This is a genomic window from Alkalihalobacillus sp. CinArs1 (assembly GCF_947387515.1).
GTDB lineage: Bacteria > Bacillota > Bacilli > Bacillales > Guptibacillaceae > Guptibacillus.
Map to the genome: position 1 here is coordinate 1502777 of NZ_CANDOB010000001.1, position 14978 is coordinate 1517754.

At 44.1% G+C, this 14978-nt stretch carries 14 protein-coding genes; 3 read left to right on the forward strand and 11 right to left on the reverse strand.

The annotated features are described in order from the left end of the window. Nucleotides 1–12: 12 nt before the first annotated feature. The 7 genes from PFZ69_RS07630 to PFZ69_RS07660 all read right to left on the reverse strand — a co-directional run bounded on the left by PFZ69_RS07630 (nucleotide 13) and on the right by PFZ69_RS07660 (nucleotide 8614). Nucleotides 13–630 carry a TetR/AcrR family transcriptional regulator gene (locus tag PFZ69_RS07630; RefSeq protein ID WP_270180640.1) on the reverse strand — a complete coding sequence of 206 codons (618 nt, stop codon included), beginning with the start codon at nucleotides 628–630 and terminating at the stop codon, nucleotides 13–15. 42 nt (nucleotides 631–672) lie between these two features. Continuing rightward, complete coding sequence (meaB, locus tag PFZ69_RS07635; RefSeq protein ID WP_270180408.1) at nucleotides 673–1623, reverse strand: methylmalonyl Co-A mutase-associated GTPase MeaB; 951 nt, start codon at nucleotides 1621–1623, stop codon at nucleotides 673–675. A gap of 14 nt (nucleotides 1624–1637) precedes the next feature. After that, nucleotides 1638–2780: an acyl-CoA dehydrogenase gene (locus PFZ69_RS07640; protein WP_270180409.1), complete on the reverse strand. Its 1143-nt coding sequence runs from the start codon at nucleotides 2778–2780 to the stop codon at nucleotides 1638–1640. 367 nt (nucleotides 2781–3147) lie between these two features. Further along, nucleotides 3148–4284 (reverse strand): acyl-CoA dehydrogenase, encoded by a 1137-nt coding sequence (locus PFZ69_RS07645; RefSeq protein WP_270180410.1) that lies wholly within the window; start codon nucleotides 4282–4284, stop codon nucleotides 3148–3150. A gap of 20 nt (nucleotides 4285–4304) precedes the next feature. After that, nucleotides 4305–5159 carry a 3-hydroxybutyryl-CoA dehydrogenase gene (locus PFZ69_RS07650; RefSeq protein WP_270180411.1) on the reverse strand — a complete coding sequence of 285 codons (855 nt, stop codon included), beginning with the start codon at nucleotides 5157–5159 and terminating at the stop codon, nucleotides 4305–4307. A 19-nt stretch (nucleotides 5160–5178) separates the two neighbouring features. Further along, a complete protein-coding gene (locus PFZ69_RS07655; RefSeq protein WP_270180412.1) occupies nucleotides 5179–6357 on the reverse strand; it encodes an acetyl-CoA C-acetyltransferase in 1179 nt (392 codons plus the stop codon). Nucleotides 6358–6508: 151 nt separating this feature from the next. Further along, nucleotides 6509–8614, reverse strand: a complete 2106-nt coding sequence (locus PFZ69_RS07660) for a (Fe-S)-binding protein (protein WP_270180641.1) — start codon at nucleotides 8612–8614, stop codon at nucleotides 6509–6511. 249 nt (nucleotides 8615–8863) lie between these two features. Between PFZ69_RS07660 and cls the strand changes: the two genes are divergently transcribed. Both cls and uvsE read left to right on the forward strand, forming a co-directional pair. Then, the gene (gene cls, locus PFZ69_RS07665; protein ID WP_270180413.1) at nucleotides 8864–10042 is read left to right on the forward strand and encodes a cardiolipin synthase; all 1179 of its coding nucleotides are present in this window, start codon (nucleotides 8864–8866) and stop codon (nucleotides 10040–10042) included. A 75-nt stretch (nucleotides 10043–10117) separates the two neighbouring features. Further along, nucleotides 10118–11074: a UV DNA damage repair endonuclease UvsE gene (uvsE, locus tag PFZ69_RS07670; protein ID WP_270180414.1), complete on the forward strand. Its 957-nt coding sequence runs from the start codon at nucleotides 10118–10120 to the stop codon at nucleotides 11072–11074. Here uvsE and PFZ69_RS07675 read toward each other — a convergent pair. Beyond that, nucleotides 11037–11819, reverse strand: coding sequence for an alpha/beta fold hydrolase (locus tag PFZ69_RS07675; protein WP_270180415.1), 783 nt, complete (start codon nucleotides 11817–11819; stop codon nucleotides 11037–11039). The genes uvsE and PFZ69_RS07675 overlap by 38 nt on opposite strands. A 79-nt stretch (nucleotides 11820–11898) precedes the next feature. Next, nucleotides 11899–12069 (reverse strand): XapX domain-containing protein, encoded by a 171-nt coding sequence (locus tag PFZ69_RS07680; protein WP_224884278.1) that lies wholly within the window; start codon nucleotides 12067–12069, stop codon nucleotides 11899–11901. A gap of 248 nt (nucleotides 12070–12317) precedes the next feature. Between PFZ69_RS07680 and PFZ69_RS07685 the strand changes: the two genes are divergently transcribed. After that, nucleotides 12318–12788: a nucleoside deaminase gene (locus tag PFZ69_RS07685; protein ID WP_270180416.1), complete on the forward strand. Its 471-nt coding sequence runs from the start codon at nucleotides 12318–12320 to the stop codon at nucleotides 12786–12788. Nucleotides 12789–12828: 40 nt separating this feature from the next. Here PFZ69_RS07685 and argS read toward each other — a convergent pair whose 3' ends face one another. Together argS and PFZ69_RS07695 are read right to left on the reverse strand one after the other, a co-directional pair. Further along, on the reverse strand, nucleotides 12829–14490 hold the full coding sequence (gene argS / locus PFZ69_RS07690) for an arginine--tRNA ligase (RefSeq protein WP_270180417.1): 1662 nt from the start codon (nucleotides 14488–14490) through the stop codon (nucleotides 12829–12831). Further along, a complete protein-coding gene (locus tag PFZ69_RS07695) occupies nucleotides 14487–14915 on the reverse strand; it encodes a DUF1934 domain-containing protein (protein ID WP_270180418.1) in 429 nt (142 codons plus the stop codon). Before PFZ69_RS07695 ends, argS begins: the two co-directional genes overlap by 4 nt. Nucleotides 14916–14978: the final 63 nt, after the last annotated feature.

Genomic DNA, 14978 nt, shown 5'->3' on the forward strand with positions numbered 1-14978 from the left:
CTGTTTCCTCCTTCACGTTCTATTCGCAGTATTTATAGGGTTAAGCGCTTGAATGATGAACGCTTCTTGCATCTTCGTAAATTCTTCGATCGTGTAATGAGAGCGGAGCGCCCAACGCCTGAACGCCCACATCTGCCCTTGCACAAGAATGTTGTGGGATGCTCCGTATACTTCTTCTTCAGTTAACTGAAGCATGCCTTCATCTACACAATCTTGAATCAACTTCTCAAAGATTTCTGCCATTCCGATCTCTTTCTTCAACACGTAAGGCAGCGTTTCATTCGGTAATGACTTCGCTTCTTGATACATGACGAGCACTTCATCTTGAAAGTCATCCATCACTTGATAAAACGCATGCAGCGCCTGCTTCAAACGATCGATTCCCTTCACACCCGGCTTGATCTGTTCTTCTAACCGCTCTCTAACTTCATCGTAGATACTGTCACATACGAGATAGAGAACGTCTTCTTTTTTTCGAATGTATTCATAAAGCGTTCCGATACTGAAGCCCGCTACCCGAGCGATCTCCCGCGTCGTCGTTCGATGAAACCCTTTTTCTTTAAAAAGGCTCACAGCCGCTTTTATCATTTGTTCCCGTCGTTTCTGGATCAGCTTTTCATCCTTCACCATCGAAGGAACGTTCTTTCTCACCGCATACCCAGCCCCTTCCCGTCAGCTTTTGTCTACTTTTTCTCCGTAATAGTCATCCAGTAGTCTGACTGCAGCTGAATAAGGGTCGATTGACCCCTCCTTAACTTCTTCTACCCAGCTTCTGTTCTCTTTCTCTTGCTCGATTAGCCGCTTCATCATCTCAGCATGAACGACTTCGATCACTTCACGTTCTAGCGATGTTTTACGGCGTCGCTCTCGCTCACCAGACTTTTTCAAATAAGCGAGATGCTCCTTCAACCGCTCCCATACCTCATCGATGCCTTGGTTTTGAACCGAGACCGTCTTTACGATCGGTGGGCGCCAATCTGCATCGTGCTTTACAATATCCAGCATGCTTTCAAGCTCTGCTAGTAATTTCGGTACACCCGACAAATCCGCTTTGTTCACGATGAACATGTCTGCGATCTCCATGATGCCGGCTTTGAACACCTGCACCACGTCACCACTTCCAGGATTCAATAACACAGCAATGGAATCAGCGATCTTCATGATGTCTAGTTCTGACTGTCCGACTCCTACGGTTTCTATCAAGATGACATCGAATCCGTACGCATCCATTAGCCGTACCGTTTCTTTTGACGTACGTGATAACCCCCCAAGACTACCTCGTGTACCCATACTTCTAATAAAGACTCCTGGATCAGTGAAATGCTCTGCCATTCGAACGCGATCTCCCAGAAGCGCACCCCCACTGAATGGACTCGTTGGATCGACTGCTACAACGCCAACAGTGAGATCAAGCTTCCTGAGGTAGGTGATGAGTCGATTGACGAGTGAACTCTTTCCTGCCCCCGGAGATCCTGTTAATCCGATGTAATGTGCGTGACCTGTCATCGAATGGATATCCTTTAACAGCTCTAGTTTTCCTTCTGCATCGTTTTCAACTAAGCTGATCGCTTTCGCAAGTGCACGTTCATCGCGTTTTGAAATTCGTTGTGCAAGAGAATCCATGCTACTCATCCTTCTTAATCAGCCAATAGCATCCTTGAAATAACTAGACGCTGAATTTCGTTTGTTCCTTCGTAGATTTGAGTGATCTTTGCATCTCTCATAAAACGTTCAACCGGGTAATCTTTCGTGTAACCATAGCCTCCGAACACTTGAACCGCTTCTGTTGTTACTTCCATCGCGATATCGCCTGCATACAACTTGGACATCGCGGACTCTTTTCCGTACGGAAGTCCTTGACTCTCTTTCCAAGCTGCCTGGTAGGTTAATAGTCTTGCTGCTTCGATCTTTGTCGCCATATCAGCAAGCTTGAAGCCGATCCCTTGGTTTTCACCGATTGGTTTCCCAAACTGCTTCCGTTCTTTTGCATATGCCGTAGCAGCATCTAGTGCTCCTTGAGCAATTCCAACTGCTTGAGCCGCAATTCCGTTTCGACCACCATCTAGCGTCTTCATTGCGATTTTAAACCCTTGCCCTTCTTCGCCAAGACGGTTCGCAACCGGAACACGGCAGTCTTCAAAGATGATTTCAGTCGTTGGAGATGAACGGATTCCTAGTTTCTTTTCCTTTTTCCCTACAGAGAACCCTGGCGTATCGCTCTCTACGATAAACGCTGTGATCCCTTTATGACGCTTTTCTTTGTCCGTTTGTGCAAAGACGATATAGATTTCTGCTTCGCCGCCATTTGTGATAAAGATCTTTGAGCCATTGAGGATGTAATGATCTCCGTCTAGTTTAGCTGTCGTTTTCATGCCGCCAGCATCTGAACCAGAGCCCGGCTCCGTTAAGCCATACGCCCCCATCATCTTTCCTTCTGCCATCGGACGAAGGAACTTCTGCTTCTGTTCTTCCGTTCCAAATGCATTTACTGGCCACCCAGCGAGAGACGTATGTGCTGAAAGTGTAACCCCTGTCGAAGCACACACTCTCGAAAGCTCTTCAACAGCAATCACATAGCTCAAATAGTCAGACCCAATGCCGCCATATTCTTCTGACCACGGGATACCTGTTAAGCCAAGCTCAGCCATATGCGTAAAATGTTCACGGTCGAAGCGTTCTTCTTCATCACGCTCACCCGCTGTTGGTTCTACTTCTTTCTTTGCAAAATCACGGACCATTTTCCGTAGCATTTCGTGTTCTTCTGAAAGTTGAAAGTTCATATGAGGTTCTCTCCTTTTGATTTAGGTGTCGGTGGAGCGTTTTGTCATGGTGATCGTCTTGGTTGCGGCTCCTGTATTAGCGTTTTGACGGTGCGATGGACAGGTTATTGTCCAAAACTGAGATTTATTAGCTAAAATGAGAATTTATTGTCCAAAAACGAGATTTATTAGCTAATATTTGATTTTATTAGCTAATTGGGATGGTTCTAGGGTTGAGAGGGGGATGTGGGCTCCCCTCCGCTTTTCTTGTCCAGCTGCAGCGCCCAGCCCCTCGAGTCGCTTCACCTTTCAAATTGAACACAAAGAGCGTGTTCATTTTGAAAGGTTCCAGCGCTTGTCGGGGCTTAACGGGCGCTTCCGCTTTTCGTTATAACCCCCTACTAATCACGATCTTCTGTATCTCACTCGTGCCTTCGTAGATTTCGCAGACTTTTGCGTCTCTGAAGAGGCGTTCTACTGGGTAGTCTTTTGTGTAGCCGTAGCCTCCGTAGACTTGGACGGCTTCGATCGATGCTTTTACGGCTGTTTTTGAGGCGAATAGTTTTGCCATGGATACTTGCTGCATGCATGGGATGCCCTGGTTTTTGAGATCTGCTGCGCGATAGGTTAGTAGTTTAGCAGCTTCTACTTCTGTTGCCATGTCGGCAAGCTTGAAGCCAAGGCCCTGGTTTTGGCCGATCGGCTTTCCGAATTGCTGTCTTTCTTTTGCATAGGAAACGGCGTAATTTAATGCTGCTTCTGCGATTCCAAGAGATTGTGCGGCGATTCCGATCCGTCCGCTCTCGAGGTTTGCCATTGCGATCTTGAAGCCTTGCCCTTCTTCGCCGAGGCGATTTTCAACGGGTACGCGAGCGTCTTCAAAAATGATCTCCACTGTATTTGAACCGTTCAAGCCCATTTTCTTTTCTTTTTTTCCAATACTGAATCCCGGAGTGTCTTTTTCAACGATAAACGCTGTAACACCTTTACTTCCTTTTTCATCAGGATTCGTACGTGCGAACACGACGTATGTGTCTGCTTCGCCTCCGTTTGTGATGAAGACTTTGGACCCGTTCAGTCTATAGTGATCACCGTCTCGGACAGCACGAGTTTTCATGCTACTCGCATCAGATCCTGAGCTAGCTTCAGTTAATGCAAACGCGCCAAGGTACTCACCAGAAGCGAGCTTTGGAACAAAGCGCTGCTTCTGCTCTTCTGTTCCGAAATTAAGAATCGGAAGAGTGCCTACAGAGGTATGCACCGAAAGGATGACACCGATCGTTGCGCTAACCTTAGAAAGCTCATGGATCGCGATGATATAAGACGTATAGTCCATTTCAGCTCCACCGTATGCTTCTGGGATTGGAATTCCCATCAAACCTAGTTCGCCCATTCTCTTGATGATGTCGCGCGGGAACTCATCCGTTTCCTCCATTTTCTCTACGAATGGCGCAATTTCTTTTTCAGCAAAATCTCTGACCATCTTCTGCATCATTTTTTGTTCTTCTGTAAAAACAAGCTCCATCTCTGTTCCTCCTCGTGATGTTAATCCTGATACTGGTAGAATCCTCTTCCAGTCTTACGTCCTAACCAGCCGGCCTTCACATATTTGCGGAGAAGCGGGCATGGGCGGTACTTATCGTCCCCAAAGCCTTCATGGAGCGTTTCCATAATATATAGACACGTGTCGAGTCCAATAAAATCAGCAAGAGTAAGTGGTCCCATCGGATGGTTCATACCGAGCTTCATCACTTGATCGATATCTTCTGGTGAAGAAACACCTTCATAAACGGTATAGATCGCTTCGTTGATCATCGGCATCAAGATGCGGTTCGATACGAAACCTGGAAAGTCATTTACTTCAACTGGCGATTTTTTAAGGTCATGAGCAAGGTTTTCTACAGCAGCGAACGTCTCATCAGTCGTTGCAAGACCCTTGATGATCTCAACTAACTTCATGACAGGTACAGGGTTCATGAAGTGCATGCCGATGACTTTACCTGGACGCTTTGTTGCCGCCGCGATTTCAGTGATAGGAAGAGATGAGGTGTTCGTCGCAAGAATCGTATGGTCTTTTGCAATTTCATCAAGTCGTGAAAAGAGATTGCACTTTACTTCCATGTTTTCGACCGCTGCTTCGATGACGATATCAACTTCTTTTGCATCATTTAGATCTGTCGTGCCTTGCAGAAGATCCATCGCTGCGACCAAATCTTGTTGAGAAATCCGCTCTTTTTTCACCTGTTTCGAAAGGTTGCTTCCGATTCTTGAAAGACCTTTATCAATAAACTCCTGCTTAAGGTCGTTTAAATACACCTTGTAGCCGGACATCGCACACACCTGCGCGATCCCAGATCCCATTTGTCCTGCACCGATCACCATTACTGATTTGATTTCCATGTTCATTCCTCCCTTTCCGTTATACCTGCACCATGATTGCGTCGCCTTGACCGCCGCCACTGCAAATCGCTGCGATACCTACGCCACCGCCGCGTCTTTTAAGCTCGTGGATCAGAGTGATCAAGATACGAGAGCCGCTCGCTCCGATCGGATGGCCTAGTGCCACTGCACCGCCATGAACGTTCACCTTCTCTTCATCTAACGAAGCGATCTTTCCGCTAGCGAGTGCAACGGCCGCAAACGCTTCGTTAATTTCAAACAAGTCGATTTCTTCAAGTGTTTTCCCTGTTTTCTCTAATAGCGCATTGATAACAAGCCCTGGCGTTTGTGGGAAGTCCTTCGCTTCTACTGCGATCGCTGTATGAGCGAGAATCGTAGCCATCGGCTGCTTTCCTTCTTTCGCAGCACGTTCTTCAGACATCAATACAAGAGCACCCGCTCCATCGTTCACACCAGGTGCATTCCCTGCAGTGATCGTACCGTCAGCACCAAAAACAGGCTTCAGGTTACCAAGCTGCTCAACAGTCGTTCCTTTTCTAGGCGCTTCATCATGTTCCACCAATAGAGGATCCCCTTTACGCTGAGGCACTTCTACAGGTACGATTTCTTCTGCAAAAATCCCCTCTTCCATTGCCTTCACAGCACGCTCTTGGCTTCTGAACGCCCATTTATCCTGGTCTTCTCGAGATACTTCATATTCTTTTGCTGTCGTATTTCCGTACACGCCCATATGGCATCCATCGAACGAACACGTCAGGCCATCGTGCACCATAAGGTCGACGATTTTTTTATCACCCATTCGCATGCCCCAGCGCGCGTCCTTCAAAATGTAAGGGGCATTGCTCATCGATTCCATTCCACCTGCAACGATCACTTCTTCATCACCTGCACGAATGATTTGATCCGCCATCGTGACACTGCGTAAACCTGACGCACATACTTTATTGATCGTTTCTGTCTTTACTTCCCATGGAATTCCTGCGTGTCTCGCCGCCTGACGCGAAGGAATCTGACCTTGACCACCTTGGAGAACGGAACCCATGATCACTTCACCGACTTGATCTGCCTCGATACCAGCTCGTTTCAAGGACTCCTTGATCGCAATACCGCCTAGCTCAGGAGCTTCTAGTGACTTGAGTGCACCTCCAAATTTTCCAAATGGTGTTCGAACACCGCTTACGATTACTGTTTTGCCCATCTTGAAAACCTCCTCAATATAGTTGAAAACGCTGTCAAAATATGAGTTCTTAAGCGACTGAACGCTCGTTCACCGCCTATCCACCTCATAACACACAAAGGAAGGAGCTCATGCCGGAGTTCCTCCCGCATAAGCTACCTTTTGTGTGTAACTATTGAACGATTTCACGCTGCACGATCGAACGTTCAAGAATTTCGACGATATCGAGCGTTGAAACATCTTCTTCTACTTCTTTTGCTTTTGTTCCGTCACTCATCATCGTTAAGCAATATGGACATGCACTTCCGATAACGGACGGCTTAACGCTTAGTGCCTGTTCAGTTCGTGTTACGTTGATTCTTGAACCTGTGTCTTCTTCTGTCCACATGAGGCCTCCGCCTGCACCACAGCACATTCCATTCTCACGGCTGCGATCCATCTCGATCACTTCAACCCCTGGAATACTACGTAAGATTTCACGTGGAGGATCATAAACCTCGTTATATCTTCCTAAATAACAAGAATCGTGATAGGTGATTCGTTCATTCACTTCGTGCTTCGGCTTCAGTTTTCCTTCTTTAATCCAGTCATATAAAAGTTCAGTATGGTGATAAACCTCAGCTTCGAGTCCAAACTCTGGATACTCATTTTTAAGTGAGTTATAAGCATGAGGATCGATCGTAACGATTTTAGAAATGTTATGCTTTTGGAATGTCTCGATGTTCTTCTGTGCAAGATCCTGGAACAAGAATTCATTTCCGACACGACGAGGTGTATCTCCCGAGTTCTTCTCTTTGTTACCAAGGATCGCAAATGAAATCCCTGCTTCGTTCATGATTTTAGCGAATGAAGCTGCGATCTTCTGGCTTCGGTTATCGTAAGAGCCCATCGAACCTACCCAGAAGAGGTACTCAAACTCTTCCCCTGCTTTTTCTTTCTCTTTTACTGTAGGCACGACGATATCATCACGCATATCTCGCCAGTTTTCACGCTCTTTACGGCTGATGCCCCATGGGTTACCTTGACGCTCGATGTTTGTGATCGCACGTTGAACGTCGCTATCCATCTTACCTTCCATCAAGACTAAGTGACGTCGCATGTCGATGATTTTATCTACGTGTTCGTTTTCGACCGGGCACTGGTCCTCACAGTTACGACAAGTCGTACAAGCCCAGATCTCTTCTTCTGTGATAACGTTTCCAATCAACTCATCACTTACAAGACCTTCCGCTGCAGCTGCTGTTTCCTGCTGGCCGCGCGCTTGATAAGCAAGTTGATTACCAGATGTATCTGAGAAAGCATATGCTGGCATCCAAGGTGTTCTTGACGTTACCGCTGCACCTTTTTCTGTTAGATGGTTACGTAGCTTTACGATCAGCTCCATCGGGGAAAGGATTTTCCCAGTTGCTGTCGCCGGACACATATTTGTACAACGGCCACACTCTACACACGCATAGAGATCGACGAGCTGCTTTTGGTTAAAATCTTCAATCGTGTTAACGCCGTATGTTTCTTTGCTTTCATCTTCAAAATCGATCGAAGCAAGCTGTCCAACCTTATGTGTACGACCAAGAAATACGTTTACAGGTCCAGCGATTAAGTGAGCATGCTTGGACTGAGGTACATACACAAGGAACGTTAACAGTACGAGAAGGTGAATCCACCATGAGAAAAAGAATAGTGCGATAGCCGCAGTCTCGTTGATCCAAGAAAAAAGAAATGCGATCGCAGATGCGATAGGTGCGCTCCACGAATAGCCGATTTCATGCCAAATGATTTCCATCCCGTTCCCAAAAAGAACAGAAACCATCAACAATCCGATGAAAAGTAAAACGAGTCCTGCTTTAAATCCTTTTTTCAAACGAGCGATCGCTTCGATATATCGTCTGTAAAACGCCCATATTACTGCTACGAGGATCATGACAGTCACAAGTTCCTGGAAGAACGTAAACGCTGGATACAGTGGTCCGAGCGGTAAATGAGATCCAGGTGAAAGACCTTTGATGACCATGTCGATCGCGCCGAATTGGACGAGAAGGAATCCATAGAACATCATGACATGGATCGTTCCACTTTTCTTATCCTTTAACAATTTCTTTTGCCCAAATACTTTTACGACGATCGCTTCGATGCGTTCTTTCATGGAGCGATCGAATTCTGCTTTCTTTCCTAGCTTAATAAATTCATAACGCGTTTTAACAACGTACCCAAATAAGAAGAATGCGTAAGCGGTTACAACAATGAAAGCAATCCAGTTGATGATCAATAAAACATCCATGTTAGCAAAATCTCCTTTCATGTCATTCCTTCTTGTAAGAACGCTTTACCTTGGATGTTGAACAAGAGTTGTGCTCCCCGACTGTTCGAACATTTTTATGAAAACGCTTTTAAGTCAGAATGAAAGTAATTTTCTGAATAAAGTATAACATATTTTTCACTGAATGAGCATTCAGTCAGGGATTTTTTTAGTTTTTATTATTTTGGGCAAACTATTTTTATGGATTTTAGTTGAATCGAGGTGTGTTGAATGGTCTTTTTATTAGTGATTGCTTTCGTGTTTTGGATCGGATTGGACCTTTTTCTAGGTGCAAGAAAACGAAGAAAAAACAGTTCGTCTATGAAGTCTGTACCGGCCGCCATGGAATTTTTCGCAGATGGTGACGATTTCTTTCGATCACTGCTTAAAGACCTTGATGCAGCCGAAAATACCATCAATATGATGTTTTTTATTATTCGAGATGATAAAACAGGAAATGAGTTCATCGATAAGCTTTGTGAAAAAGCGTCATCAGGCGTGAGCGTAAACGTGTTAGCTGATTTTATAGGAAGTAAAAGCATCAAACGTTCGACAATTAAACGGATGAAGGAATGCGGTGTGCGCTTCTCTTATTCTAAAAAAGCATCATTTCCTCTTCTGTTTACGTCTTTAAACGAACGAAATCATCGGAAGATTACCGTAATCGATGGAAGAATCGGGTATATGGGCGGTTTTAATATTGGAAATGAATATGCAGGAAAAGATCCGAAGTTCGGCTACTGGCGTGACTACCACTTGCGTCTAAAAGGGGAAGTGGTCCACGAACTTCAAAAACAGTTTTTCAAAGACTGGTCACTTGAAAATCCTGATGCCAAACTAGCTGATGCCCTATTTCCACCCTTAACTAAAGGAGAGACAACTGTGAAACTTCACGTTACGGATGGGAACAACGTCGAAGAGGTGTTTTGCTCTCTTATCGACAAAGCTACGAGCACCGTCTATATCGGAACACCTTACTACATTCCAGGATCTCAATTACAGAAAACGATACTGAATGCGATTCATCGAGGCGTGAGTGTGAAGATTATCCTTCCGATTCGAGCGGACCATCCTTTCGTGCAAGAAGCATCGTATCCTTATTTGACAGAACTTATTGAAGCCGGCTGTGAAATTCACCAGTACATGAATGGATTTTTTCACGCTAAAGTGCTGTTGATCGATAAAGAAATATGTGACATCGGAACAGCTAATTTCGATCGAAGAAGTTTTACGATCAACGGTGAAATCAACTGCATTTTTCGTGATAAAGAGATGCTCAAACAAATCAAGGAAACGATCGACAGAGACATCGTTCAGTCAGAACTACTGGATATGAAAAGGCTCAAAAATCGGACGTTGAAAAACCGCCTGATCGGACCGCTTGCGAGGGTACTCTCTCCGTTTCTATAAGCGACGCTCTATGAACGGTTTCGTTCAATTGTACGAGGGAATGAATGTAGTAACACACATGAAAGGATGCTCTTAATGAAACTGCGGTTTGGCTATGTCTCACATGCACTTGCACTATATGAAGCAACCCCCGCTCGAACGATGACGTTTGCTCGCTATAGTAAACTTTCTGAAGAGGAACGAATGGAAAAGCTTCTTTCCGTTACAGATGCAAACTTAACGAATACATTACGTGCACTGCATTATAATATCGCACATGAAATAAACGTTTATCGAATGTCTTCTTCAATCGTTCCGCTTGCTACTCATCCTGAAGCGAAGTGGGATTATCACACGCCATTTCGAGATAAGTTTAAAGAAATTGGTGACCTCGTTAAAAAACATAATCTTCGAGTGAGCTTTCACCCAAATCAGTTTACACTTTTCACGAGTCCTAGAAAGCAAGTAACTGAAAATGCCATCATCGACCTTGATTACCATACGTCAATGCTCGAACTGATGGGACTCGATAATCGATCCATCACAAACATTCATATCGGTGGTGCATACGGTGACAAGGAAGAAACGCTAGAGAGATTTTACGAAAACTTTAACACGGTATCGGACCGGATAAAGGAAAGAATTACGCTTGAGAACGACGATAAAACATATAACGCCGAAGAAACACTAGAAGTTTGTGAAAAAACAGGAGTACCATTTATTTTCGATTATCACCATCATAAGGCCAATGAAGGAAACGGACTATCAAATGATTTTTTTGAACGAGTTGAAAAGACGTGGCAAGGTCGAGGCGTTCCCGTGAAGTATCACTTATCGTCGCCTAAATCAGAAAGTGCCTACAGAAGCCATGCGGACTACGTTGATCCAGAGTTCGCCGTACCTTTTATAAAAATGCTTAAGGAACATGGTGAGGATGCGGATATTATGATCGAAGCAAAGAAAAAAGACCTTGCCGCCCTTAAACTGGTAGAAGATCTTTCATCGATTCGTGGAGTTAAACGACTGGATGGGAGTACGCTTTTATGGAAGTGAGAAATGCGAGTACTGCATGATTAAATTCTCTAAATGATTTTGTTGGTATTTCATGAAATGTATTTGATACCCTAACAGTCCTTACAGACGGAACAGCTTTTTCATACATTGTCTGATAATGATGAAAATAAAATGCGAATTCACCCGTTAAATGTAATAGTGGAATGTGTAAATTGGAAAGCTGTTCTACACAAGAGTACAAGCGCCCTTTTACATAAAACTGTTTTAATACCTCTGGATCTGTCAATTGAAAATAAGATCGTAGTATTCGAAACTCAGCCTCCGTTTTGGCATGGCTTTTCGCTATAATCCAAGAAAGAGCTTTCAGGTTATATGCAAGAGATATACCTGCTTTAAACTCCAGATTAAGAAAAGGATCATTTACCTCAGGGAAACCTCCACATAACACGAGAGCAGCCACTCGATGTTGATGATGAATCGCAAATTCCTGAGCGATACTGCCTCCACTTGAATAACCAATAATAACAGCACGATCGATATGAAGAGCATCCATGAAATTCTCCAGATCATCTGCAAGCAGCGAGATTGAAAGCTCATCGTTACCAGATGAGCTCTTTCCATGTCCCCTCATATCAATCAGTAGCACACGAAAAAAACGTGTGAGTTCCTTTTGTTTATGGAAAACAGCATGGCCCATTCCAGGAGGGTGAAGAAAGATTAATGGCAAACCTTCACCTTCGTCTTCATAAAATATTCTTACGTTTTTCAAATAAACAAATGGCATATCATCAGTCCTTATCTTGAATACATAAAATGCTTTCGTCAAGTTTGAGCGAAAGCATTGTTATCTTACAAAATAATTGTTAATTAAAGAAAGCTCCTGAGAAGTACTCATAAGCCCTAAAGCCAAGATAAATACCAATAATCCCCGCAATCCCTGCAAATGCTGGAGGAGCAGGAATAGGCAGCTTGAAAATTGCAAAAACCAAACCGACAATAAATCCGGTCATAATTGCAAGTAAAACCATTTTCATAAAAATCGCTCCTTTTATTTAAGAGTATCCCCGTAATTAAAGAGGAATATGAAGATGTTTGGAGCACTGTGGCTTCCAAAAACTCGGGTGTTAATCCGCTCAAAGTTGCAACTAGACTATTCTACCAAAAACATAACACAAGAAGCCATGGTATTATTTACATAACGATATCGCTTACATCAAATACTAACGATAGGAATATCCTCTTCTTTGTCTAATAGTTTTTCACAAGGAGTGTGATGAGATAGATGACACATGAAGGTTGGTTAAAAGAAGCGATAAAGCTTGCAACTACTAGCGTAATGAACAATCAAGGCGGACCTTTTGGTGCAATCGTTGTAAAGAATGGGCAGATCGTTGGTCAAGGAAATAATCAAGTGACATCTACAAGCGACCCTACCGCTCATGCGGAAGTTGTTGCGATACGAAACGCATGCGCGAACATCGGATCTCATCAACTTACTGGATGCACGATCTATTCCAGCTGTGAACCATGTCCGATGTGTCTTGGAGCCATTTACTGGTCTAGGCCTGATAAGGTGTATTTTGCTGCGACTCGACTCGAAGCTGCAGCGTCAGGTTTTGATGATGCACTGATCTATAATGAAATCGAAAAACCGCCTGAAAAACGCATCATTCCCTTTCATCACATCGGTTTAGCGGAAAGCAAACAGCCTTTTGACGTTTGGGGGAGTAACACTGGGCGAATCGATTATTAAAACAAAAACGTCAGGAGAGATCCTGACGTTTCTGTTTGACTTACATTTTTTCAGGTGCTGTGACACCAATGATTTCAAGCGTGTTTTGAATCGTTTGTTGAACTGCCTTCATCAATTTGAAGCGAGCTGCACTTAGCTCTAGATTCTCGGGATCTAGTACGCGCTCCGCATTGTAAAAGCTATGCAGCGCTGCCGCAAGTTCGAACGCATAGTTCGTGATACGGTGTGTCATGCGTTTTTCAGCTGCTTCAGAGATTGCTTCAGGGAGCTCTCCAAGTTTCTTCAGAAGGTCGATCTCTTTTTCTGACGTGATGAGTGATAGATCTGCATCATCACTAAGATCCATCTCTCTTCCCTGACGGAGCATGCTGCACACTCGTGCATGAGCGTATTGAACATAATAAACCGGGTTTTCATTTGATTTAGATACGGCAAGGTCCATATCGAAATCGAGATGAGAGTCTGAGCTTCTCATAGAGAAGAAATAACGCATCGCATCGATGCCAACTTCGTCCATCAATTCACGAAGGGTCACGGCTTTACCGGTACGTTTACTCATCTTCATCTTTTCGCCGTCTTTAAACAGGTTCACCATCTGAATGATTTCCACTTCGAGCTGCTCTTTTTTATATCCTAGCGCTTCGATCGCTGCTTTCATTCTCGGAATGTAGCCGTGGTGATCTGCACCCCAGATGTTGATCAGCTTATCGAAGCCACGATCGAGCTTATCTTGGTGGTACGAGATATCTGGTGTTAGGTAAGTATATGAACCATCACCTTTGATTAAGACACGGTTTTTGTCATCCCCATATTCAGTCGAACGGAACCATGTAGCGCCGTCTTCTTCAAATGTTTCTCCGCGCTCATGAAGCTTCTTAAGTACCTTGTCGATCTTACCGGACGTGTAAAGTGATGTTTCAGAAAACCAAACATCGAACTCAACGCCAAATTCAGCAAGGTCTTTTTTCAATTTCTCAAGTTCGCGTTCAAGTCCGTATTCACGGAAGTAGTTGTAGCGTTCTTTTTCTTCGAGCTCTAGAAGACGGTCGCCTTCTTTCTCGGCTAAATCTTTTCCGAACTGTACGATATCTTGCCCTAGATAGCCATCTTCAGGCATTTCTTTTTCTTTACCGAGAGCCTGCATGTAACGTGCTTCAAGTGAAAGAGCCAGATTATGAATCTGATTACCTGCATCATTGATGTAGTATTCTCTTGAAACGTCATATCCTGCACGGTCAAGGATATTACAAAGCGTGTCACCGTAAGCCGCACCACGTGCATGGCCTAAATGAAGACTTCCAGTAGGGTTAGCTGAAACAAACTCTACTTGGATCTTTTCGTTTTTGCTGGCAGATTTCCCGTAATCACTGCCCTTTTCTAAAATCGTCGGAATAAGCTCATTCAAGTAGCTCGTATCCATAAAGAAGTTGATAAAGCCTGGGCCAGCGATATCGATTTGCTTGATTGATGCTTTGTCCATATCTAGATTCGCTTTAATGTCTTCCGCAATCGCTCTAGGCGCTTTTTTCGCAATACGCGCGAGTTGCATCGCCATATTCGTCGCATAGTCCCCATGCGCCTTGTCTTTAGGGGATTCTAGAATGACTTCTGGAATCTCAGTTTCACTTGCGAGTCCCGCTTGAATGACGGCAAGTTTAATCTGCTCTTTTAACTGTTCTTTCTTTTGTTCAACACTATTCATTGCCTTGCTCCTTTCCAGCTTAACGACAGCTCGTGTCGTTGTGTTTCATCTTCTTCTAGATAAAGAATATAGCGAAGGGTCAAACGCCCTTTGTTTTTTTCTCGATCGACCAGCTGCTCGATTCGTTCTGTACGAATCTGCATCGGCATGGAACCGAACGGCGTTTTATATAAACTTTCAGAGAGCTGTCCAGGCGCAAATCCCTGGCGCATCGAAAGTGCTCCTCTACGGATCACCGTTACCTGCTCGTTATCTATTTTCACAGTTGTGGAAACCTGTCCAATTTCAAGGTTTTCTTCATATCGCAAATATAGGGAGTCGCCCTTTTCAACGAGTTTACCTTGAACGGTATGGTTAGAAGATTCTTTTTCTTTACCTGATTGAATTCTAGATTCAATCGTTAAATCGATCGGATGATCGCTCATCGCATTCACGTCCTTACACATCGTTAACTTTCTTATTATATGAGAAAAAGAGACTGTATTCAA

Bases quoted from the DNA above. Each gene is read 5' to 3' on its own strand.
- cls (WP_270180413.1), top strand. From the start codon at position 8,864: ATGGTCTTTTTATTAGTGATTGCTTTCGTGTTTTGGATCGGATTGGAC.
- PFZ69_RS07650 (WP_270180411.1), bottom strand. From the start codon at position 5,159: ATGGAAATCAAATCAGTAATGGTGATCGGTGCAGGACAAATGGGATCT.
- PFZ69_RS07660 (WP_270180641.1), bottom strand. From the start codon at position 8,614: ATGGATGTTTTATTGATCATCAACTGGATTGCTTTCATTGTTGTAACC.
- PFZ69_RS07640 (WP_270180409.1), bottom strand. From the start codon at position 2,780: ATGAACTTTCAACTTTCAGAAGAACACGAAATGCTACGGAAAATGGTC.
- argS (WP_270180417.1), bottom strand. From the start codon at position 14,490: ATGAATAGTGTTGAACAAAAGAAAGAACAGTTAAAAGAGCAGATTAAA.
- PFZ69_RS07630 (WP_270180640.1), bottom strand. From the start codon at position 630: ATGGTGAAGGATGAAAAGCTGATCCAGAAACGACGGGAACAAATGATA.
- PFZ69_RS07680 (WP_224884278.1), bottom strand. From the start codon at position 12,069: ATGAAAATGGTTTTACTTGCAATTATGACCGGATTTATTGTCGGTTTG.
- PFZ69_RS07695 (WP_270180418.1), bottom strand. From the start codon at position 14,915: ATGAGCGATCATCCGATCGATTTAACGATTGAATCTAGAATTCAATCA.
- meaB (WP_270180408.1), bottom strand. From the start codon at position 1,623: ATGGATTCTCTTGCACAACGAATTTCAAAACGCGATGAACGTGCACTT.
- PFZ69_RS07675 (WP_270180415.1), bottom strand. From the start codon at position 11,819: ATGCCATTTGTTTATTTGAAAAACGTAAGAATATTTTATGAAGACGAA.
- uvsE (WP_270180414.1), top strand. From the start codon at position 10,118: ATGAAACTGCGGTTTGGCTATGTCTCACATGCACTTGCACTATATGAA.
- PFZ69_RS07685 (WP_270180416.1), top strand. From the start codon at position 12,318: ATGACACATGAAGGTTGGTTAAAAGAAGCGATAAAGCTTGCAACTACT.
- PFZ69_RS07645 (WP_270180410.1), bottom strand. From the start codon at position 4,284: ATGGAGCTTGTTTTTACAGAAGAACAAAAAATGATGCAGAAGATGGTC.
- PFZ69_RS07655 (WP_270180412.1), bottom strand. From the start codon at position 6,357: ATGGGCAAAACAGTAATCGTAAGCGGTGTTCGAACACCATTTGGAAAA.